Annotated in this window: 14 protein-coding genes; 2 read left to right on the top strand and 12 right to left on the bottom strand. The window is 65.4% G+C overall.

The features are described from left to right. Positions 1-36: 36 nt before the first annotated feature. From NUH86_RS01255 to recO, 9 genes are all read right to left on the bottom strand, one after another. Positions 37-1,431, bottom strand: a complete 1,395-nt coding sequence (locus tag NUH86_RS01255) for a TolC family protein (protein ID WP_267250891.1) — start codon at positions 1,429-1,431, stop codon at positions 37-39. Between the two features lie 12 nt (positions 1,432-1,443). Then, the gene (locus tag NUH86_RS01250) at positions 1,444-2,151 is read right to left on the bottom strand and encodes an OmpA family protein (protein ID WP_267250890.1); all 708 of its coding nucleotides are present in this window, start codon (positions 2,149-2,151) and stop codon (positions 1,444-1,446) included. A gap of 52 nt (positions 2,152-2,203) precedes the next feature. Beyond that, entirely contained in the window at positions 2,204-11,884 is a 9,681-nt protein-coding gene (locus NUH86_RS01245; protein ID WP_267250889.1) for an Ig-like domain-containing protein, read from the bottom strand. Positions 11,885-12,611: 727 nt separating this feature from the next. Next, on the bottom strand, positions 12,612-13,301 hold the full coding sequence (locus NUH86_RS01240; RefSeq protein ID WP_267250888.1) for a tetratricopeptide repeat protein: 690 nt from the start codon (positions 13,299-13,301) through the stop codon (positions 12,612-12,614). A 70-nt stretch (positions 13,302-13,371) separates the two neighbouring features. After that, positions 13,372-14,163 carry a LysR family transcriptional regulator gene (locus NUH86_RS01235; RefSeq protein ID WP_267250887.1) on the bottom strand — a complete coding sequence of 264 codons (792 nt, stop codon included), beginning with the start codon at positions 14,161-14,163 and terminating at the stop codon, positions 13,372-13,374. Further along, on the bottom strand, positions 14,160-14,558 hold the full coding sequence (gene apaG / locus NUH86_RS01230; protein WP_013846339.1) for a Co2+/Mg2+ efflux protein ApaG: 399 nt from the start codon (positions 14,556-14,558) through the stop codon (positions 14,160-14,162). The genes NUH86_RS01235 and apaG overlap by 4 nt, the downstream gene beginning before the upstream one ends. A gap of 33 nt (positions 14,559-14,591) precedes the next feature. Then, positions 14,592-15,800, bottom strand: a complete 1,209-nt coding sequence (locus tag NUH86_RS01225; protein WP_267250886.1) for a trans-sulfuration enzyme family protein — start codon at positions 15,798-15,800, stop codon at positions 14,592-14,594. Positions 15,801-15,810: 10 nt separating this feature from the next. Continuing rightward, a complete protein-coding gene (gene leuB / locus NUH86_RS01220; protein WP_267250885.1) occupies positions 15,811-16,857 on the bottom strand; it encodes a 3-isopropylmalate dehydrogenase in 1,047 nt (348 codons plus the stop codon). A gap of 61 nt (positions 16,858-16,918) precedes the next feature. Next, a complete protein-coding gene (gene recO / locus NUH86_RS01215) occupies positions 16,919-17,653 on the bottom strand; it encodes a DNA repair protein RecO (protein ID WP_267250884.1) in 735 nt (244 codons plus the stop codon). Positions 17,654-17,839: 186 nt separating this feature from the next. Here recO and NUH86_RS01210 point away from each other — a divergent pair, with 186 nt between their 5' ends. Then, positions 17,840-19,549: a sensor histidine kinase gene (locus NUH86_RS01210; RefSeq protein WP_267252196.1), complete on the top strand. Its 1,710-nt coding sequence runs from the start codon at positions 17,840-17,842 to the stop codon at positions 19,547-19,549. After that, on the top strand, positions 19,546-20,205 hold the full coding sequence (locus NUH86_RS01205) for a response regulator (protein ID WP_267250883.1): 660 nt from the start codon (positions 19,546-19,548) through the stop codon (positions 20,203-20,205). Before NUH86_RS01210 ends, NUH86_RS01205 begins: the two co-directional genes overlap by 4 nt. 238 nt (positions 20,206-20,443) lie before the next feature. Here the strand turns inward: NUH86_RS01205 and NUH86_RS01200 are convergent, their stop codons facing one another. Genes NUH86_RS01200 through NUH86_RS01190 form a run of 3 tightly spaced genes read right to left on the bottom strand, consistent with a single transcriptional unit; the run spans position 20,444 to position 22,571 of the window. Then, positions 20,444-20,968, bottom strand: coding sequence for an A24 family peptidase (locus tag NUH86_RS01200; protein ID WP_267250882.1), 525 nt, complete (start codon positions 20,966-20,968; stop codon positions 20,444-20,446). After that, positions 20,965-21,792, bottom strand: a complete 828-nt coding sequence (locus tag NUH86_RS01195; RefSeq protein ID WP_267250881.1) for a tetratricopeptide repeat protein — start codon at positions 21,790-21,792, stop codon at positions 20,965-20,967. Before NUH86_RS01195 ends, NUH86_RS01200 begins: the two co-directional genes overlap by 4 nt. After that, the gene (locus NUH86_RS01190; protein ID WP_267250880.1) at positions 21,789-22,571 is read right to left on the bottom strand and encodes a tetratricopeptide repeat protein; all 783 of its coding nucleotides are present in this window, start codon (positions 22,569-22,571) and stop codon (positions 21,789-21,791) included. The genes NUH86_RS01195 and NUH86_RS01190 overlap by 4 nt, the downstream gene beginning before the upstream one ends. Positions 22,572-22,584 lie beyond the last annotated feature (13 nt).

The following is a 22,584-nucleotide window of genomic DNA, read 5'->3' as shown; positions in this document are numbered from 1 at the left end:
CCCGGCTTGCGCCGGGATGACCCCCAATAATGAAACTCAGCCCGGATAGCGCCGCCGCTGCAATTCAGCGGGCGGCAGATCAGGGACATCATATTTCTTCCGCGCATAGGGGTTGGCGCCCGAAGGAGCCGCTATGCCCAGAGTATCGAGCAGCGTGTTGGTGGCGGCCAGGATCTGATATTGCGCGAAAATCTCGGAGAAACGCGCCGTCTCGGTCCGTACCTGCGTGTTGAAGCGGGTGTTCTGGCTGTCCAGAACGTCCAGCAGCGAGCGCCGCCCGACATTGAACTGCTCGCGATAGGACACCAGCAGCCCGTCGGACACCGTGCCCTGCCGCGACAGGTCGGTGACGCGCTTCTTTTCCGTATCCCAACGGTTCCAGGCGGTGCGGACATCTTCCTCCGCCTCGCGCTGGCGCTGGCTCAGGCGGAACCGCGCTTCGCTCGACCGGCGGGTCATTTCCTGGACCTTCGCCCGGTTGATGCCGCCATTGTAAAGCTGCCAGCGCACGACCACGCGGCCCTGGACGTCGTTGGTGCTGCCCTTGAAGCCGTCCACATCCTCGCCGACCCGGCCGATGCCTTCCAGCGATACCGTCGGCCCAAGCTCCGACTTGGCCTCATCCACCACGGCATGGGCCGCCTGGATATCGGCCTCCGCCTCGCGCACCAGCGGATTATGGGTGCGCGCCGCGGCAATGGCTTCGTCCAGCGTCGGCGGCACGGCGCTCGTCACCGGATCGGGCATGGTGACCTGATCGATGGAAAGGCCGGTCAGCGTGCGGAAGGAAATGGCCGCATTGGTCATGTCCTGCTCCGCCTCGCTCTTGCGGACGAGGGCGGCTTGCAGCCTTTCCTCGGCCTGCTGCTGGTCGGCGATGCTGATCGACCCCTTGGACACACCCTCGCCCAGATCGCCCAGAAGCTTGCGGTGGAAGGCGATATTGTCCTCCGACGCCGCCACGACCCGCTGCTGGAGCATATAGTCCAGATATTGGCGCGTGACGTTCAGCGCAACGAACTGCGAACGCTCACCGACGCGCAGGGCCGCGCCGTCGGTGCGGGCCGCCTGCCGCCGCTTTTCCGCGCTGCGATAGCCGGAGTCCCAGACGGTCTGTTCCGCCCGCACGCTGGCTTCCAGCGGCCAGAGCGTCTGGTCGTCCAGGTTAAGCGCGCGGCGGGTGGCGTTTTCCAGGCGGCGGACACCCGCCGATCCCTCTACGCTGACGCGGGGCAGGTAAAGGCCCTGCGCCTGTTCGCGTTCGAACTCGATCGCTTCCTTGTTCTGGATCGCCTGGTTGATCTCCGGATGGCTGTCGATCGCCGCGGCGATCGCGCTCTTGAGATCGGTGGTCTGGGTCCAGCCCGTGCTCACCATGGCCGCCGCACAAAGGGCGATCAGGCTGCCGCATGTCTTGCGCATGATCATCATGCCTTCCTCCCCTTAATTCGCGCTGGCGGTGATTTCGACCCGACGATTCATCGGTTCGCGCACACCATCGGCGGTTTCGATCTTCAATTGGGTTTCGCCCAGGCCATTGACGGTCATGGCGTCCGTGGCGATGCCGCCCTGGCTCATCAGGCTGGCGACATTCTGCGCCCGGCGCAGCGACAGGCCGTCATTATAGCGGGTGCCGCCCGACGTGTCGGTGTAGCCGGTGACGCCGAAGCGCTTCCACCCGCATTGCGCCGCCGTCTGCGTCAGCGTGCCGATGGTGCTCGCCCCTTCCGGCAACGGCGTGTCCATGTTCCAGTCGAAGAAGATGGACACCGCCGGCGCCGTGCAGTCCAGCGCGGGTGGGGCTGAAGCTGCCGGCACCGGCGGCGGTGGCGTCGCCGAAAGGCGGGCCACAAAGTCGTCGCACTTGTTGATGCTGTCCGCATCCTTCGTGCCGGATTTGATGAAACCGATGGCGATGCCGCACTGGTTCTTCGCCTCGACCGCATAGGTCCAGCGGCTGTCCTGCGCGGCGCGCACCGTCACGTCGCCCACCGCCTTGACGGCGGTGTCGTAACGGCTGGTCAGCGCGTCCCTCAGTTCGGACTTGCCCAGTTGCAGCAAGGGCGAAGCAGGCGCCGCCCAGGCCGCTGTCGTCGTCAGCATGGCGGTCGCCAGCCCGACAGCCGCCGCCTTTCCAACTGCATTTCGCATATTCACTCTCCCCAAAATTCCCCGCGAGAAAATTTCCATATCGGTCCCATGGTCAGGCATGACCGGCCGCCATCGCTTCATGCGCGACCATCGCCGCTTCGAAGATGGCGGTGGCCGCCGCCAGGTGCCCGCTGTCCACCGCCTCGCCCGCGACCGGGTTGAGGAGGAAGGGCGCGGCGACATGCTCGCCACCCGGCAGGGCGGCCAGCAGCGCGTCGATATTCGGCGCGTCATGGGCGCCAAGCGCTTCCTTCACGACATCGGCCGCATTCGCTGCCGGGCCTGCCTGCTGCGCCGCCAGCACCGCCGCCGCATTGCCGTCGAAGGCAGGCGGCAGGTCGATGGATTGCGCCAGCAGCCCCTGATGACCGCTAAGGTCAGGCTCAGGCGCTTCCTCCGTTTCGGCAGGAACATGCGCGTCGCCGCTGTCGGACAGGGTGGCATGCTCCGGAGCAGCCTCCTCGCCGCCATGGCCGGTCTGCGCAGGCTGCTCATCCGCCGCCTGATCGTCGTTCGCGGCGATCGTGGTCGACGCGCTTTCCTGAGTCGTGGTCGGCTCGGCAGTAACGGAAGCGGCCGGCGCGGTTTCCGTGACCGGCACGGCGCTTTCAGCGGCGTCCGGCGCGGGCTGCTGCTCGGTCGTCGGCTCGGTCGCGCCCGCCACCGCGACCAGGCTGGCCGCTACCAGCGCCTGGTTGAAGCCGCTGGCCGCGCTTTCCGTCTTGCTGGCGTCGCTTTCCTTGGCGCCGGTCGCGAACATGACGTCGCCAACGGTGCCCTTGGTGCCGTCGGTGCGGACGAAGCTCGCTTCGCCCAGCACGGTGACGTCGCCACCGGCGGCGGTATAGCTTTTGCCGTCGGCGTTCAGCTCGATGGCGGCGATCTTCGCATCGGCAAGTGACTTGAACTCGCCCGCATCGACCACGCCATTGGCGTTCGCATCCTGCCACACGCCGAACTCGGCAAATGCGGCGTCCTTCGCATCGAACAGGCCGTCGCCATTGCTGTCATAGGCAAGGCGCAGACCCTCCAGGTCGCTCTTCGCGCCGGGCGCATCGTCGGCAAAGACGATGTCGTAGCCGCCACCCGTCACATGGGCGAGCAGCCCGTCGTCGGAGGAGACCCAGGCCGTCGCCACCTCGCCCTGGCCATAATCATGGGTCACGCCCGCCGACAGCCCGACGAACTCCAGCCCGTCGCCGTCCAGGTCGATGGCGACCGGAGGAACGGCGACCGGGTTCAGCGTGACGCTGACCGAACTGTTGACGCTGTCGCCGTCGGCGTCCGAAGCGACGATGGCGTGGTTGATGAGGATCGGGGCGCCGCTGTTCAACGTTTCGACCGAGAAGACGCCAAGGTCGAAGCCGTTGTTGACGCTCGGCGATTCCACCAGCACCGCATCGAAGCCCTGGGCGCCGACAATTTCATATTTGTCGTTCACCTGCAGGCCAGAGATGGTGACGCTGCCTGCAACGAAAGTCACGCCGATGCTGCCCTGCGTGCCTGTGCCGGTGAAAGTGTAGATATTTCCCGTGCTCACATCGGTCACGATCACCTTGGCGATCGGCACGAAGCTTTCGCCCGCCTCCGGCGTCGTGGAGGAGAAGCCCAGAACCTGGTCGTTGTCGGCATCGATGGCCGTGACCTTGATCGATACGGTGTTGTTGGGATTGCCGGCGACCTGGGCAATGTTCTGCTCAAAGCTGATGACGCTCTGATGATCGGCATAGGCAAAGCCCGTGGTCGTGCCCGCGCTGGTGGTCAGCGTCTTCACCAGGTCGATGCGAACCGCCTCATCAGGATTGACCGATTGGTTGTCGATACCGATCGAGTCGCTGTCGGTATTGACCGACCCGCGAAGACCCGAAGCGCTGCGCCCGGAGAACAACACGTCGATGGCGTCGGTGGTATCGACCCCAAGGCCGCGATAATCGGTATTGCCCGCCTTCGCCGAACTGAAGCTGCTGATCGAAATCTCGCTGCCGTTGGTGATCGTGCCGTAGAGGTCGAACACATATTTGTCCGTCCCCGGCTGCAACGTGATGGTATAGCCGACATCGCCATCCGCCGTCCTCGCCGTCAGCACATTTGTGCCGTCGCCGAAGATGAACAGGTCTTCGCCGTTGAAGCGCAGCGTCGCGCCGCTGGTGTCCTTCGCCGGCGCGCCGTCGACGATGTTGAACAGGGCGTTGCCAACGCCGTCGGCCCCGGCCACGGCGGCGAAGTTCAGGTTGAACTCCGTCGCCGGGCTGTTGTTGTTCGCCACCGCTCCGGCGGCAGGCGTGAAGGCGCTGGGCATGTCGTCGTTGAAGACGATCCTGAGCTGGCCGACAGCCGAGGAGGTCGGGTTGGTCGTCGCGTCATAATCGCTGTCGGTCACCAGGAAATTGAGGTCGACCTGCGGCGCGTCGTTTTCATTGCCGCCCGCGGCGTGCAGCACATTGTCGAGCAATGTCACCGTATAGGCCCCGGTCGTCGGATTGACGACCACCTGGAACAGCGGCGTGCCGCGGCCGCCAACCGTCGTGATGGTCGCGGTCAACGTGTTGCTGGCGCCGTTCCAGCTATAGGAAACCGTGTCCGTGCCAACAGTGCCGGTCGTGCCGTTCAGATTGGCGAAGGTGACGCTGCCGCCGCCGTCCGCGCCGAAAGTGAAGGGCAAGGTGCCGCTATAGCTGGCCTCGCTTGGCCCCGCCGCGCCGTTATCGCCCACATTGGCGTCGACATCGCCGGTCGTGCTCAGCGGATTGCCGCCGGTCAGGCCGTCATCGTCCAGCTTGGCGGCGACGTTATCCGCCGTGGGCTTGTTCGCGTCACCCTGGAAAGTGAACTTCAGCGTTGCGCTGGCCGTGTCATTGTCGGCGTCGCGCATGACATAGGTGAAGCTGTCGAACGATCCCGAAGGGACCGATGCCTTGGGCGTGTAGGTGTAGCTGCCGTCGGAGAATAGCTGCAACGTGCCATAGGCGCCGTTGATCGTCTGGCTGCCGCCCGGCGCGATGGCGTTGCCGCCTATCGACACCACGGATCCCGGCGTGTCCGCGCCGACCTGGTCGTTCGTCAGTACGTTGCCGGTGGAAGCCAGCGCCTTTTCGATGGTCGTCACATTGTCGTCGGCGGCGATCGGGCTGTCATCTTCTATCGTGACGGCGATGCTGGTGGCGACCGTGGCGGTGCCGTCGCTGACATTTACGGGGACCGAGAAATTCTTCAGATCCTCGACATTGATGCCGCTGTGATCGACCGACTGGAGCAGGGTCACCGTATAGGCGCCGCCATTGGTGATGGTGATGGTGATCACCGGCACCACCCCGACCGAACCGGTCAGCGTCTGCGTGCCGACGCCGGTCCAGGTGACCGGCAGGCCGTCGGCGGTCAGCACCGCGCCCGGATCGCCCAGCGTCATGCCGATGCTGTCGCCATCGACGTCGGTCGCGGTGATCGTTCCATTGGCCACCGTCGCATTGGTGGTGTCGTTCGGCAGGCCGGGCGCGCTGTCGGCATTGGCGCCGGTCAGCCCCTCTTCCGAGACGACCGCGATACCGCTGCCGACCTGCGGCGCGTCATTGGTGCCCTGGATGGTGATGGTCAGGGTGGCGGTGGCGGTGTCGCCGTCGCCGTCCGTGATCGTATAGGTGAAGCTGTCGGCCAGCGTTTCGCCATCGTCCAGTTGCTGGACGGCGGCCAGGCCGTTGTTCAGCGTATAGGTATAGCCGCCCGATGCATTGAGGACGAGCGTGCCATAGCTGCCGACGGCATTACCGCCGATGGTGCCGCCGGTAACCGCCGTCACCGCGCCGCCCGCCGCCGGACCGTCCGCGCCCAGCGAGTCCGCGCCCGCCGGATTGCCGTCACTGCCTGCGCCGGTCAGCACATTGCCGCTGGCGGTCGGCGTGGCGTCTTCCTTGACGACATCGGTGTCGTTCGCGGCGACCGGCGTATCGTCGTCGACATTGATCGTCAGCGTGCCGGTAGCCGTATCATCGTCGGCGTCCGCGACCCGATAGGCGATATCGAAGCTGACGTTATTCTCGTCGCTGCCAAGCGGATGGACGATCGCGGCGTTCTGCACCACCGAATAGGTGCCTGCCACCGGATCGGTCAGCGTCACGGTCAGCACGGTGGCCCCGCCCTGCTTCACCAGCAGCACGGTACCGTTGCTTTCATAGGTGAAGCCGGAGGGCGCCCCAGTGCCGAGCAGGGTGATCCCGCCCGCGCCATCCGCGCGATAGTCATGCCCCAGCGTGCCGGTGGCGTTGACGCTGTTCGCATCGTCGCCCGTGCCGTTGGCGTTGCCGCCCAGCGCGTCGTCGTCCAGTTGCACCACCGGATTGGCGCTGACCACCGGCAGATCGTCGGACACGCTGACCGACACGGTGCCGGTGGCTGTATCGCCGTCGGTGTCCTGCGCGATCACCTGTACCGATCCCAGCGCGACCAGATCGTCCGCATTGACGCCCGGATGCGTGTCGTAATTGTCGTTGAGCGTGGCCATGACGGTCGCGACATTGCCGACGACCGACAGGTCCAGCGTCACCACCACGCCGCGCTCGTCGGAACCAGTGATCTGGTTGTCGGATACGCGCAGCCAGGTCAGGTCGCCGGTCAGCCCGCCGATACCGCCGAAGACGATGGAGGTGATCGCATCCGAACCGGGCGTGAAGGTGATGGTTCCGCCGGTCGAGTCCGGATTGCCCGCGCTGGTGCCGCCCGCCAGATTCTGGTCGTCCAGCGCCAGGCTGATCGGGCCGCTCGCGGTGGGGATCGCGCCGTCCGTGACGGTGATCGGCTGCACCGCGGTCGACTGGTCCCCGTCGCCATCGGTGATGACATAGGAGAAGCCCGCGCTGACGCCGCTCGCATTGTTGAGGTTGGTCGACGGGTTGAAGGTCCACGCCCCCGCCGCCGTGAAGGTGTAGGCGCCGAAGGCCGTGCCGACATTGGTCGTGCCCACCGCGTTGATCGCCGTCGTGACGCCGCCGATCGTGACCGACGTCAGGGTCGCGCCGTCCGCGCCCGGCGTGTCGTTGGTGAGGACATTGCCGCTAATGTCGGCGCCATCCTCCGCCACGGTGCGGGCGGTGTCGTCCGTCGCCGTCGGAACATCGTCCACCACGTCGATGGTGATCGTGCCGTTGGCGATATTGCCGGAGCCGTCGACCGCCTGATAGGTGAAGACCTCCGCGCCCGCGAAGGTCAACGGACCGTCATTGGCCGTCGGGCCGTCCACCGGCGAGGTCAGCGTGTAGGTATAGCTGCCGTTGGCGTTCAACTGGATCTGGCCATGGCTGCCGGTGGCGGAGCTGGTCAGCGTGTAGCTGACCGCGCCCACCACATTGAGCTGGCCCGTCGCCGTTTCCGTGGTCTGGCCCGGCGCGCTGCCGGTGACGCTGCCCGCAGCGATGTCGTCGCCGGTGATGCCGGTATCCAGCGCGGCTTCGAAAACCGTCTTCGTCTGATTGTCCGCTGCCAGCGCGACATTGGCGACGTCGATGGTCAGCGTCGTGGTCGCCAGATCGCCGTCCGCATCGCGGATGGTGTAGACGAACACATCCTGCTGATCGGCCGAGATGGCGTTGGGCGTCGCGTCATAGCGATAGCTGCCGTCGGCGAAGAGCGTCAGCGTGCCGTAATCGCCCGCGACCGCCGTGCCGACAGCTCCGCTGACGGGGCTGGACGGATCGCTGCCCTTGGCCACGCCGACCACGCCCGGCGCATAGCCGTCCGCGCCCGGCTGGTCATTGGTGAGCACGCCGGCGGCCGCGACGATCAGCGATCCGCCTTCGTCCACCGAACCGCTGTCGGCCGTCGCGATGGGCGCATCGTCCAGCACGGTCACGTTGATCGTATCGGCGGGCGAGACGTCCCCGTCGCTGTCGGTCACGCGCACCGCGAAGGCGTCGCCCGCCTTGGGGTCGGCCGCGCCGCTGATGCCGTCGCTGTCGCTGGTGACATTGTCGGGATGGGTCGGGTCGTTGACCGCCAGCGTATAGCTGTAGCTGTAATTCCCCGCCCCGTCGGATGTCACGGTCAGCGTACCCGCCGCACCCGCGACGACCACCGGCGTTCCCGCCGTCGCCGCCGTCACATCGATCCAGGCGCCGTTCTTGTCCTGCACCTCGACCTTGGTCAGCGTATCACCGCCGGTCGCTATGGTCATGGCGCCGGTCGCCGTCTCGCTGTTCCCCGCCGCCTGCGTGCCGCCGGGCAGGCCCGCTTCCGACACGGTCATGTCGGTCACGCTGACGGTCGGCGTCGAATCCTGAAGCAGGGTGATCGTCACCGTGGCGGTCGACTTGTCGCCGTCGCCGTCGGTGATGGTGTAGGTGAAGCTGTCGCTGCCCTCCGCGCCCGCATTGGGGGTGTAGAGGAACAGGCCATTGCCCTGATAGACGACGCTGCCCTTGGCCGCGCCGGTTTCCAGTACGATCCCGCCGGCAAGGTCGACGCCATCGGCCCCAGCCACGTCATTGGCGAAGACGTCGATCGTGACCGCCGCATTTTCGGTGAGCTGGCCCGCGCTGTCGTTCACCGCCGTCGGCACGTCGTCGACCACACGAATGTCCAGGCTGGCGCTGTCGGTCGACCCGTCGGTATCGGTGACGACGACCGCGAAACTGTCGGTCAGGCTGCCGTCATTCACGCCGCTGTGCAGCAGCGTATTGTCATTGAGGACATAGCTGTAGCTGACCGTCCCGCCGATCACGTCGCCATCCGCGCCCACCGTCGGCGTGAAGCCGGTGATGCTGAGCGTGCCATAGGCATTGGACAGGGTGACGCCGCCGATGAAGCCGCTCGCGCCGAAGATCGGCTGCCCGCCGACCGTGATCGTCGCCACGCCGTCCGGCGCGGACAGGGTGAAGCTGCCCGTCTGGGTCAGCGCCGCCGCATTTTCCGAACTGCCCCCCGGCAGGTCGTTTTCGAAGACGGTTTCCTCGGCGCCCTCGCCGTCCAGGCCGTTGACGGTGACGCCATCGTCGCTGCCCTGGATGGTGATGGTGATGGTCGCGCTGGCGTTGTCGCCGTCGCCATCGGTCAGCGTATAGGTGAAGGTCTCGGTCAGCGTCTGGTTCTTGTCCAGCCCCTGCACCACGCCATTTTCATTGTTCAGCGTATAGGCATAGCCGCCGCCCGCCTGGATCACGAGCGATCCGTACAGCCCGGCAATCGGCGCGCCGACGATCCCCGCTGCTGCCCCGAAGGCGATGCCGGTGACTTGCGCGCCATCAGCGCCCTGCACGTCGGCAATGCCGTCCGTGGCGTTGGCGTCCGCGCCGCCCGAACCGGTGATGACGTTGCCGTCCGCCACCAGCGGGCCATCCTCGCGAACCGAATCCGCGTCGTTGGTCGCGGTCGGCACGTCATCGACGATGGTGATGGTCAGCGTGTCGGTCGCGGTATCGCCATCCACATCGGTGACGGTGACCTGAAAACTGTCGGTCACGTCGTCGCCATTGGTGTTGGTGGTCAGCGTGTAGCTGTAATCGATGCTGCCGTTGCCGATGCCGGTGACCGTCAAAATGCCCTTGTCGGTGACGATCTGCTGCCCGACGCCGGTGATCACGACACCGTTGATGGTGACGGTCGCGGGACCGTCCGGCGCGGTATAGGTGATCGTGCCGTCGGTCGTCTCGATATCGGTGCCCGCTTCGGATCCGACCGGATTGTCGAGGCCGGCTTCGTCGACGATCGTGCCCTCGCCCACCTTGGGGATGGAGATGATCATGACATTGCTGTCGGCTATATCGATCCGAAGCGTCGCCGTGGAGGTGTCGCCGTCGCCGTCCCGCAGCGTATAGCTGAAACTGTCGCTGACCCCGCCCGGCGTGCCCGCGGCGCGGGCATAGCTGTAGCTGCCGTCCGCGCTCAGCGTCAACGTGCCGTAAGCGCCCTGGAACGTGCCCGCGGTCGACACCACGGCGCCGTCCGCGCCCTTGACGTCATTGGTCACGACATTGCCGGTGGCCGGGCCATAGGTGCCCGCGGCGATCGTCCCGACATCGTCATTGGCCGTGGGCACATCGTCGACGATCCGCACGTCGACGCTGGCATTGGCGGTCGATCCGTTGCGGTCGGTCGCCACGACGGCATAGCTTTGCAGGATGCTGTCAGCGCCCGATGCGTCGTGGCCCAGGCTGTTGTCGGTCAGCACGAAGCTGTAGGTGAAGGTTCCGGCGGTCGGCACGCCGCCCTGCGTGGCGGTCGCGGTGAAGCCGGTGATGGTAAGCGTGCCGACCGGCGTCGTCACCACCTGTCCGGCGACGAAGGCGCCATTGGCCAGCACCGAAACACCGCCGACCGTGACGCTCGACAGGCCGTCGGGACCGTTGACGCCGAAGGAACCGATCTTGGTGAGGCCCGCCGCATCGGGCGAGCTGCCGTTCGACAGGTCGTTTTCCAGCAGGATGACTTCGGCGCCCTCGATCCCCGGCGTGTCGTTCAGGCCCGTGATGGTGATGCCGTCGTCCGCGCCGTTGATGGTGATGGTCAGCGTCGCCGTGGACGTGTCGCCATCGGCATCGGTGATCGTGTAGCTGAAGCTGTCGGTCAGCGTCTGGCCGGGCACCAGGAACTGCACCGCCGCATTGCCGTTGGCCAGCGTATAGCTGTAGGCGCCCGACGCATTGAGCGTCAGCGTGCCATAGGCGCCCTGAAAAGTGCCGGTGGTCGACACGACGGCGCCGTCGGCGCCCTGAATGTCGGCGACGCCGTCGGTGGCGTTCGCGTCGGTCCCGCCGCTGCCGGTCAGGACATTGCCGTCCGCGACCAGCGGGCCGTCCTCGGTCACGCCGTCGGCGTCGTTGACGGCGGTCGGCGCATCGTCCGCGACGGAGATGGTCAGCGTCGCGCTCGCCTGATCGCCGTCATTGTCGGTGACGACCACGGTGAAGACCTCGGCGGGCGGCGCGCCGACGACATTGTCGCCCAGCACATAGCTGTAGCCGATGGCGCCTTGCGCGATCGAGGTGATGGTCAGCACGCCAAGCGGCGTCACGACCGTCTGCCCGACCGTCGTGATCGGAACGCCATTGATGGTCACGCTGGCCAGGCCGTCGCCGGCGGAAATGGCGATCGTGCCCGTGGTGCGCTCGCTGTCGCTGGCGGCGGCCGAACCGGCCGGCTCGTTGCCGCGCGCGGGAAGGCCCGCCTCGCTCACTCCAGCGGTGGCGGCGGTGGCGCCGGCAGGCTGATCGGGGGTGATGATGGTGACTTCCGGCTCATCATTTTCATCCGGCGCGATGGGCAGGATTTCCCGCGTTTCGGGCTGGGTGAACAGCAATTCGGTGGGCGGCAGCAGGTCGCCTAGGCCATGGGGATCGCCCACATCGCCGTCCGGGCCGATGAAATTGCCGCCGGAACTGCGCGGCGGACCCGCGGCAGGCTGCGGCTCTTCCCCGATCAGCAGGGCGGCCAGGTTGACCGAAGGAATTTCGACATCGCCCACGACAAGGCGCGGCATGACCACCGCGCCGTCCAGGATCACCAGGTCGGTGCCGTCGGGCAGATGGACGATCAGATTGCGCCCGGAAACCTCGATCCGGTTGATGTCGGTTCCGGCGGGCAGCAGGACGGTGCCGTCGGGATTGGGCGCGACCGTCCGAACGACGTCCGCGGGATGCATCTTGCCGGGATGGACCGCCTTGCCCTTCGCGGCCAGGGCAGCCGCTTCGGGATGAAGGGCCTGCTGATGGTCGGCGGTGTCTTTGCTGTTCCAGTCGCGCTCGAAATCCATGTCCATCCCACCTGTGCCGTGGGGCATGGCAGGAGCGCGCAGAAGGCCTCGCCCCGAATGCGCGATGCATACGGACCTGGTGCCTTCACCGACATTGCGGCAATCAGCGGATCAGCTATTGCCCCTAGTCAACGTTCTCCCGCCGGCAGGACTTTTATCAAAGTCGACTGCCGCCCCGGATTAACCATCTGCTTTTGTGTTTTTACTGACCCGATAGCCGATCTTATTCGCCGCCCCGCGAGATGAGTCACGCAGAATCAAGTTTTGTTAACCATTTTAACGCGATAGAGCCGAAAAAATAACTTAGGGATTATTACCAAGGATATAGTTTTCGGATTTTCGATATATCCTAACACCTATGCTCAATTCGAGTTTGGTTAATGAAAAAGGCTTAAGGGCATATACGACTCGGACGAGTCGACCCGTCTTTTGGCCGATCCGGACTGCGCCGATGGAAATGAAGCGCCCTGGCGCATGGGAAACGGGCGACCGGCTATGCAGCCAGCCGCCCGTCCGAATTGCGACCCATAGACTTATCTTGCGGAGCCATGCTTTTCTTCCCGGCCTCGTCCCAGTCAGCCTGCGACTGGCGATAAGCTATGGAAAATCAACCCCCTCCGACGAGAATCAGGAATAACCGTCACATTATTTTAATCAATTGTCCCGACGACTTATATCCATGGTTAATGCTTCAGGACGATAGGAAAAAAGACAAGGATATCCGCGCTCAAGGATGATTTTCACCTGTCGATTCACTTGTCGGGGACGGCATTTTTTCCACATTATCCCCCTGGTGCGCGGGTTCAGGCATGGGCGTCGCCGCCTGATCGGCGCTCTTCACCACCGCGCTTTCGGGCGGCGTCGGCATGGATGGAGCGGGCTTCGGCAGGGCGGCGATGATCTGTTCCATGCGCTGGCTGCGCGCGCTGCCCGAACCGGCGGTCCGGCGAAAGCTGCGCAACGCATAATCGGCCAGCGGTCCCGCCGCGTCATGGCGTTTGCGCGCCACATAGAAATCGACCAGATTTTCGACGGCAAGCTGGGTGTTGGGATCATCCTCCCCCCGTGTCCGCAAATAGCTGTCGAACACGCGCCGATACAGGCCTTCCGCCTCCCGATAATATCCCGCCGAATCCAGTTGCAGCGCCAGGTCGTTGGCGGAAATCAGGGTGCGGGGATCATCCGGGCCGAACAGTTCATCGGCCAGCGCCAGCCCCTTGCGCGCCGGGTCGATGCCGTCCGCATGCTTGCCGGACGCATAGGCCGCCTGGGACGCCGCCACCAGCTTGCGCCATGCCTTTTCCCGCGCCTCGGTGACGTCGGGCACATAGGGGGCCTGCGCGCCCAACGGCGCCGCGAGGCAGAGCAGCAAAGCCCCCCGCAATATCCAGCCCCTCTTGCCGCCGCCCAAGACCACTCTCCTATGCGATCCTCACTCGGTCGATGTTAAGCGCAACAGGCTTAAGAAAGTGCAAGCGCGCGGCTACTTACGCCGTCAACGCCTCGACCAGCGCCTTGACCTTCTTCTGCCGCCATTGCGGCAAAGGCGCGATCAGCCAATAGGCCAGCGGCGAAGGCGCCGCGTCACCGACCTGCCGGACCCGCCCCGCAGCAATGTCCGCCTGCGCCAGCAGGAAGGGCACGCAGGCATGGCCGAAGCCGTTGGCCGCCGCCTCGATCGCCAGCCCCGCATCGGCCACCCGGATCGTCGCAGGCGCGTCTCCCTTGGGACAGCCCGGCCATTCGATGCGATGGTCGGGGCCGCCTTGCGCCGCTTCGACGGTGACGAAGGACGCTTCGCCCAGCTTGACGCCTTCATTCTCGCCCGGCCCTTCGGCAAGGCGCAGGGCGATGTCCAGATTGGCTTCGGTGAAATCCAGCGTCTCGTCCGCCGCCACCAGCGCGAATTTAAGGTCGGACTGGCTCGCCGCATAGCCCGCGAGGCGCGGCTGCAACCATTTGGCGGTCAGGTCGCGCGGCGCCGCGATGGTGAGCGAACTACTGGACTGGCCCGCCTGCATGGCGCGCACCGCTTCCTCGAACTCCAGGAAACCGGCGCGCAGGGCCGCAAGACCCGCCTCGGTTTCGGGGGTCAATTCCAGCCCCTTGGGCGTGCGGCGGAACAGGACGACGCCCAGCAAATCTTCCAGGGCGCGGATCTGCTGCCCCACGGCGGCGGGCGTCACGGCCAGCTCATCGGCGGCGCGGGTGAAGGACAGATGCCGCGCCGCCGCATCCAGCACGCGCAGGCCGTTGAGCGGCAAATGGGTACGCTTCATTCAGCCACCGCCGGCGCGATCAGCGCGAAATGGGGGATGGCGATGTCGAACGTCTCGCCGCTGGCGCCGATCATGTGATAATGGCCCTTCATCGACCCGGTCGGCGTGTTGAGCGGGCATCCCGACACATAATCATAGCTTTTGCCCGGCTGCACCACTGGCTGTTCCCCCACGACGCCGTCTCCGTCGACCCGATGCTGCGTGCCCCGCCCATCGGTGATGATCCAGTGACGGGTCAGCAGTTGAATGGGCTGATTCCCGTCATTCTCTATGCGGATATGATAGGCCCAGAACCATCGGCCCCGGTCCGGCTCCGACTGTTCGGGCAGGAAGGTGACGGCCACATGCACGTTGATGTCGCGCGTGGTGGCATGGAAGGGGAAAAGTGCGTTCACGGGTTCAGAAATGCGCCTTTCACCCCTGTCCCGTCAACGGCCTATCGACTTCAGCGCGCGATCGAGATCCTCGATCACGTCGTCCGGGTCTTCCAGGCCGACGTTGAGGCGCAGCATATCCTCCGTAATGCCGACCTCCAGCCGCGCCGCTTCCGCCATGCCATAATGGGTGGTGGATGCCGGATGCGTCATCAGCGAACGGGAGTCACCGATATTATTGCTGATGTCGACCAGTTCCAGGCCGTTGAGTAGCCCATGCGCCTCCGCCCGGCCGCCGCCGACATAGAGGGAGAATATGGGACCGGCCATGTCCATCTGCTTGCACGCTAGGGCGTGTTGCGGATGGCTTTCAAGGCCCGGATAAAGCACCTTCGCCACCCGGCCTTCCAGGAATTTGGCGACCTTCAAGGCATTTTCGCTCTGACGGCGGATGCGCAGGTCCAGCGTCTCCAGACCCTTCAGCACCACCCAGGCATTGAACGCGCTCAGCGTCGGCCCGGTATTGCGGTGGAAGGGCAGCAGCGTGTTGATGATGAAATCTTCCGTGCCGCAGATCGCGCCCGCCAGCACGCGGCCCTGCCCGTCCATCATCTTGGTCGCGCTATAGGCCACCACGTCCGCGCCGAACTCCATCGGCCGCTGGAGCGCCGGCGTTGCAAAGGCATTGTCGACGACGCTGACGATGCCATGCGCCTTCGCGATACCACAAATCGTGGCTAGGTCCGCCACATCCATGGTCGGGTTGGCGGGCGTCTCGAAGAAGAAGACCTTGGTATTGGGACGGATCGCCGCTTCCCACGCCGCATTGTCGGTCGCGTCGACGGTGGTCGTCTCGATCCCGAATTTGGGCAGCAACGTGTCGGTCAGCCAGCGGCAGGAACCGAACAGCGCCTTGCCCGCGACCACATGGTCGCCCACCGACAACTGGCAGAGCAAAGCCGCCGTCATCGCCGCCATGCCCGTCGCGGTCGCGCGGCAGGCCTCCGCCCCTTCCAGCAAGGCGATGCGCTGTTCCAGCATCTCCACCGTGGGGTTCTGGAGGCGCGAATAGGTCATGCCCTGCTGCTCGCCGGCAAAGCGCGCCGCCGCGTCCTCCGCCCGGTCGTAGCTGTAGCCGCTGGTCAGGAACAGCGCCTCGGACGTCTCGCCATATTCGGTGCGGGCGCTGCCGCCACGCACCGCCAGAGTGGCGGGACGCCAGTTCCGGGTGATTTCGGGATTCTGCCCGCTCTTGCGCTTCATATTCCTGTCCTCAATCCAGCGCCGCCAGCACGGCATCGCCCATTTCGACCGTGCTCATCGTGCCGCCCAGATCGAAGCTGCGCGCTCCGTTAGCCAGAGCCTTGGCGACGGCGGCCTCGATGCGGTCGGCCTGTTCCGGCAGGTCCAGCGAGTAACGCAGCATCATCCCCGCCGACAGGACCGTTGCCAGCGGATTGGCCTTGCCCTGCCCGGCAATGTCGGGCGCGGAGCCGTGGATCGGTTCATAGAGGCCCTGGTTGCTGTCGTTGAGCGTGGCCGAAGCCAGCATGCCGATGGAACCGACGCACATGCTCGCCTGATCGGAGAGGATGTCGCCGAACATGTTGCCGGTGACGATCACGTCGAACTGGCCCGGATTGCGCACCAACTGCATCGCGGCATTGTCGACATACATGTGGCTCAATGCGACGTCGGGATAATCCGCCGACACTTCGATCATTACGTCGCGCCAGAGCTGGCTGGTTTCCAGCACATTGGCCTTGTCCACCGAGCAGAGCTTGCCCCGGCGGGCGCGGGCTGCCAGGAAGCCCTGATGCGCGATCTTGCGCACCTGCTCCTCATTATAGGACATGATGTCATAGCCCTCGCGCAGCCCTTCAGGCGTCTTGCGCATGCCCTTCTCGCCGAAATAGACGTCGCCATTGGTCTCGCGCACGATCAGCAGGTCGATGGCGCTGGCCACCTCCTGCTTGAGCGCGGAGGCGTCGGCCAGTTCGGGAAAAACCTTGGCCGGGCGCAGGTTGGAAAAGAGACCCAGTTCCTTGCGCAGACCCAATATCGCCTGCTCAGGACGCAGATGCCGCTCCAGCGAGTCGCAATCCGGATCGCCCACCGCGCCGAACAGGATCGCGTCGGCGCGCTTCGCCAGTTCCAGCGTCTCGGGCGGCAGCGGATGGCCCACCGCCTTATAGGCCGCGCCGCCGACCAGCCCTTCCTCATAGGTGATGCCGGGGATCGCCAGCGCATCCAGCACGCGCTTCGCCTGCGCGACGATCTCTGGACCGATACCGTCTCCGGGGAACAGGGCGATCAACATGGGGCAACTCCTTCAAAACCGTCGCCGCCCCTTATGAAGCCCCCGCCGCCAGCGCAAGCATTTAGGCGACGGCCCTTTTCAACCGGTCCACCAACCGCTCCCGCGCAGCGAGTATATCGATGCGCCAGTCGGTAAGCACTGACCGTTCCAGAAAGAAACCGGTCAACCGCAATCCGTCCAATATGGCAGGCCAATCCCCTGCCCCGCCCGCCAGCAGGAAAGCGGGCAAGGGCAGCAGCCGGTCCTCATAACCGGCGGCGCCCGCGCGGCTGACCGCCGCCGCGCTGCGCGGGCTGACATAGGCCAGATCGTCATTGCCGCCCGTCGCGGCACAGCGGCCAAGGTCCAGCCCGAAACCCAACTCCGCCAACAGCAGCAATTCATAACGGATCAGCGCCACCGCCCAGCCTCTTGCGGCGGGCGCCGCCTCCACCGCGCCCAGCACGCCGTCCAGCGCCTGATAGAGCGCCGGATAGGGCGTCCCCTCCGACAACGCGACCGCCGTCAGCGCGCAGGCCCAGTCGATCGCCGCCGCAGGCAAGGGTTCAGCCAGCAATGGCGCGCGGCTATGCTCCAGTTCGACGGTCAGCCCGGCCAGTTGTTCCTCCGTCCTGGCGCGGAATTCGGCCTTCACGATATTGCCCGGCAGCAGGACAGGCCGCATCCGGCGGGAACGCCCGCCCCGCACATAGCCTGGAAGCAGCCCATGATCGGGCGTCAACAGCCGCGCGATGGCGCCATGCTCGCCATGGGGCCGCACGGCGCAGACAAGGGCCGGGGTGATCAGCGTCGCCATGCCGCCCTCTTATCGACCAATGGATCGCCGCGCCATCCGCGCCTCTCTCAGGCCGAATTGTCCCGAAATCGTGCAGAATCGCCGCGCAATGGCCTTCTGCCCTTCGATATAGGTTGCTTTTCCATCAGGTCATGCGCACAATTATCGCCGGGGACTTGTCGGGGGACAAATTTCGCCATGTATGACATGCCCTTGGCGTCATCTTCCGCGATGGACCGCCTGGTGCTTTGGCTGGGACGTTCACCGACGCTGGGTTTCGCCATATCCCGCGTCGCCTTTTCGGCTGCCGCGACCTGGCAGGTCGAGGCGATGTTCAGCAACGAACCGGATTTCGCCCATACGGCCTTGCTGCTGAAGGCCGCCGTTTGGACCTGGACAGCAATCGCCATCGCGCAAAACTCGTTGACGCCGCCGCTGGGCCTGCTGCTGCGTCCCATTTTCCTGATAGTCGACCTTATCGCGTTCCTGACAGCCATCGTCCTGTGCGAACCGTTGCAGATCGCGGCGCTGGGATGCCTGTTCTTCGTCGCATGGTCCGCGTCAGACCGGTTCGGTCGCGGCGCCGTCCTCATATTGGGCATTTGCCTGATCTTCGCCTTCATCGCGCGGGGCTATTATGAAAGCTGGTCCACCGCTCGCCACGTGCCCGCCGTGAACCGCGCCATCGACAGCCTGACCATCGTCATCGGCTGCGTCATCGCGGCGTCCATGCTCAGCATGAACCTGTTGGAACGGCGGCTGATAGGCTGGTCGGAACGGTTGCAGGGCGTCGGCCTCTCCTTCCAGAAATCCCTGGCGCAATTCCTGGTCGAACAAGTTTCCCAATTGATGAACGCCCGCTATTGCGCGTTCGTCTGGGAAATGACGGACGACACCGCCGTCCACTGCGAATTGGGCGATGCGGACGGCGTGCGCCACCTCATCCTGCCGCAAAAGCAGATTGACGGCCTGTCGAACGTGACGCCGCGGGAAGCGCCCTTCCTCTATTCCACCCAGTCGCCCCGGCTGCTGCTGCGCAGCCGTCTGGGCATATTGCGGAACGAGCGCGCGCCGGACCTGACCGACAGCATATCGGACATGTTCGGTCCCGGTCAGGGCGCCAGCTTCCACATCCAGGCGGGGGAACTGCGCGGACGGCTGTTCATCGGGACCAGGCATGGCTGGTCGCCCGCCGTGCTGCTGCGGTGCATGCGCATACAGGAGGGGATCGACCTTTTCCTGGAGCGGCATTTCTTCTTCCTCGCCTGGCGGCAGCGGACCTTCGCCGAAGCGCGCCAGACGCTGAGCCGCGATCTGCACGACAGCGTGCTGCAAACGCTGGCGGCGCTGCGCGTCCGGCTGGCGACCACGATCCACGGCCTGTCGGACGCGGGCGTTCCGGACAAATTGGCGGAACTCAAGTCGATGGAGGAACTGGTGACGGCCGAACAGGCCCATCTGCGCCGCCTGCTGAGCCAGCAAAGCCCTGTTCCGGGGGAAGGCGATGTCGACCTGGGCCGGCAGGTCGAGCGCTGCTGCCGCTTCATCGCGCTGCAATGGGCGATAGACTGCCGCCTCAACCTGGTCGAACGGTCCATGACCGTATCGGCCGAAACGGCGGCGGAAGTCGAATTCCTGATCCGCGAAGCCGCCGCCAACGCGGTGAAGCACGCCAATGCGCGCCACATCACCGTATCGATCGCGCAGGTCGATGACGAGATATTGATCGCGCTGAAGGATAATGCGGGACCGCAGGCCGTCGCCAGGGAAAATTATACCGGCGACTTCGAACTTCAGTCGCAATCGATCATGACGCGGCTGGGCAAGATCGGCGGAACAGCCTATTTCCATAATTTGAGCATGAACTCCCTGATCTCGATCAGACTGCCCTCCTCTTTACCAAGGTCTCCGATATGATGACGCAGATTGCGATAGTGGACGATCATCCGATCTTCCTGGATGGCATGGCGCAGTTCCTGCACTCCCATGGCCATGACATATTATTCTGCGCCCGGTCGGTCGAAGAGGCGCTGGAACGGATGCAGGCGGGCGAACCGGACCTGCTGATCCTGGACGTCAGCATGAAGAGCGGGGGCGGCCTTGCGATCCTGTCCGCCCTCCGCAGCAGCGGCAGCACGGTGCCGGTCATCTTCATGACCGTGCATATCCGTCCGGAACAGACGCTGGAGGCGATCAAGCTCGGCGTCGACGGCGTGGTGCTGAAGGACAGCGACCCCAACGACCTGCTGTCCTGCATCCAGCAGGTCATGAGCGGCAACAAGAGCATCGCCCCCTTCGTCATGGAACAGGCGCTGGTGCACAGCATTTCCGCACCCGCCAGCGAGGCCAATGTACTGGCGGTGCTGACCGATCGCGAACTGGAAATCGCCGGGCTGATCCGGGCGGGGCTGCGCAATCGGGAGATTGCCGGGCGTTGCGGACTGACCGAGGGTACGGTGAAGGTGCACCTGCACAGCATCTTCCAGAAGCTCAACATCAAGTCGCGCTCGGAACTGATCATCATGATGATGTCGATGGACAGCGAAATGCCCGCCGTCGGGATGGAGCATTAAGCGGCTGTTCTTGGTTTAAAGTGGTGGAAGGCAGACATTCAATTTCCGTTCGCCCTGAGCCTGTCGAAGGGTCTTGCTGAGCGAAGGCGAAGCAAAAGGAGCCTCGCTTCGCTCGGCTAAGGGCTTCGACTTGCCGGAGGCAAGTTTATCCTGAGCGCCTGCCCTGGCAGGCAGTCGAAGGGCTCAGCCCGAACGGCTTTCTAATTTCCGCTTATGGCCATAACCCCGCCGAAAAGCCTCAGCGCAGCCCGCTAACGAAATCGGGCATATGCGCCGCCCCACTGGGATTCGGCCCCGCCATATACAGCGCCATGATCGTGCCGAGCGCGATCGCCACGCCATAGGGGATCGGCCCCTTCCTGTCGAACAGCGCGATGGACGAATCCTCCCGCATGCCCTGCGGCACGAGCCGCCGTCCGACCATGAGCAGCAGCGCCAGCACGCCGCCGCCGACCGTCACATAGACCAGCCAGGGAACGACCCCCAACCAATCGAACCAGAGCGCGCAGGCGCTCATCAGCTTGATGTCGCCGCCACCCATCCAGCGCAGGGCGAACAACCCGCAACCCATCGCGAACACCCCCAGGAAAACGGTGCCGTTGCGCCAGATATCATTCTCCCATCCCGCCACCGCGACCCAGACGGCGTAAAGCCCGACGACCAGCAACGGGAAGATATTGGATATGCGCAACCGCGCCATGTCCTCGACCGCCGCCGCGATCAGCACGAGCGAAACGGCCAGCAGAACGACGTCCTTCATCATTTCCCCGGAACCCCCATGGTGGCGAGCGCGGCGGCCGCGTCCGGCACGAAACCGTCCGCTTCCGTCATGGCGCGGCTGAGATAGGCCTGCGCCCTGGGCATATCGCCCATGCGCATCGCGACCTGCCCCGCATTGCTGAGCCGCCGTCCCCATTCATCGGCCGTGTCGGCGGGGCGGCGATGGATGTCCTGCCCCGACATCACATAGGCGGTATCGCCATTGGCGATGATCCGCACATCGTCAGGCGCGCGCTCGCGCGCCTTGTCGAAGATCACCGCCGCCTTGTCCGCCTTGCCCTGCTTCAGCAGCGAAAGGCCGTAATTGTTCAATATCTGCGCGGGCTTGTCCGTCAGTTGGAACGCCCGTTCATAGGCGGCGGCGCTCAGCGCCCAGGACTGCGCCTGATCATGGGCCACGCCCAGCGCATTCCACGCCCGCCACCGGTCGGCGCAGGCATCCACCGCTCGCCGCAACGGTTCCAGCGCCTCCTGCGACCGGCCAACCCGCAACAAGGCGATGCCCAACCCTTCATCCACCCGGCAATTTTTGACCCCGCTCCGGCCAAGGGCGGTGAAGCGCACCACCGCCTCCTCGTCGCGCCGCTTTTCCAGGGTCATGCGCGCGGTCGCGATCTCGATCGGCTGGAGGTCTGCGGGCAGCGCCTGTCCGCGCCACTGGGTCAGCATCGCCTCCGCCTGGATGATACGCCCGCCGTCCATCGCCTCATCCACCAGCCGGGCATAATCCAGCGGCTGCGAAGGCGGCAAAGCGGGCAGCCCCGCCGCGGAAGGGGCCGCCGCCGACAGAAGCAGCGCCCAGATCATCCCCGCACACCCTTCCGCCCGGCAGGACGCATGATGCTTTTCCAGAGCCGTTCGAACATGTCGTCGCTGGCTTGGGCATTGGGTCCAGCTTCCGCCATCCCGGCCAGCGTCGGCCGCGCATCGGTTTCGGGCCTGGCGACGGTGATGATCGGCGCCGTCAGTTCGCGCTCGCCCTGCGCATCCGCCACGGTCACGATCCGGGTCGTCAGTTGCGGCTTGATCCGCTCGGCCGGGGCCGGACCGTCCATCGTCCGCAGCCGCACCTCGCCCAGCGAAACCCGCTCCAGTTCCACGCCCGCCAATTGCGCCGGACGCGGGGTGGGAGCGGCGGAGGCCAATTGCGCCAATGTCGGACGCGCAACCACGGGCATGCCGGTCGTCGCCGCACCCGCCTGCGCCAGCAACGCCTCAGCCTCGCCTTTCAGGCCCTGCGCCGACAGGCTGCGGGCGAAGTTGCGGGCGATGCGCGCATCCTGCGGCGCGCGCGCCAGCGCCAGTTCGAAAAATTCGCGGGCCAGATCATGCCGCCCCATGGCCGCATAGCTGATCGCCACGCCGTTCAGGCCATGCGCGTCGGCGGGATCGTTGCGCACCGCCCGGCGAAAGGCGTCCAGCGCCAGCGCATATTCCCCCCGCGAAAACAGCAGGTCGCCACGGGCCAGCGCATCCTGCGCCGGGCCAAGCTGATTGACCGGCCTGATCGAAAGCACGCCCTTTTGCGGCGAAGCGCACGCCGCCGTCGCCATGATGAGAATGACTGCCACTACCCCTTTATTCACGGCCCCCTCCCCT

Source organism: Sphingobium sp. JS3065 (genome assembly GCF_026427355.1).
Taxonomy (GTDB): Bacteria; Pseudomonadota; Alphaproteobacteria; order Sphingomonadales; family Sphingomonadaceae; genus Sphingobium.
Note: the sequence above shows the minus strand (reverse complement) of the source record. Positions and strands in the feature narration are given on the sequence as shown.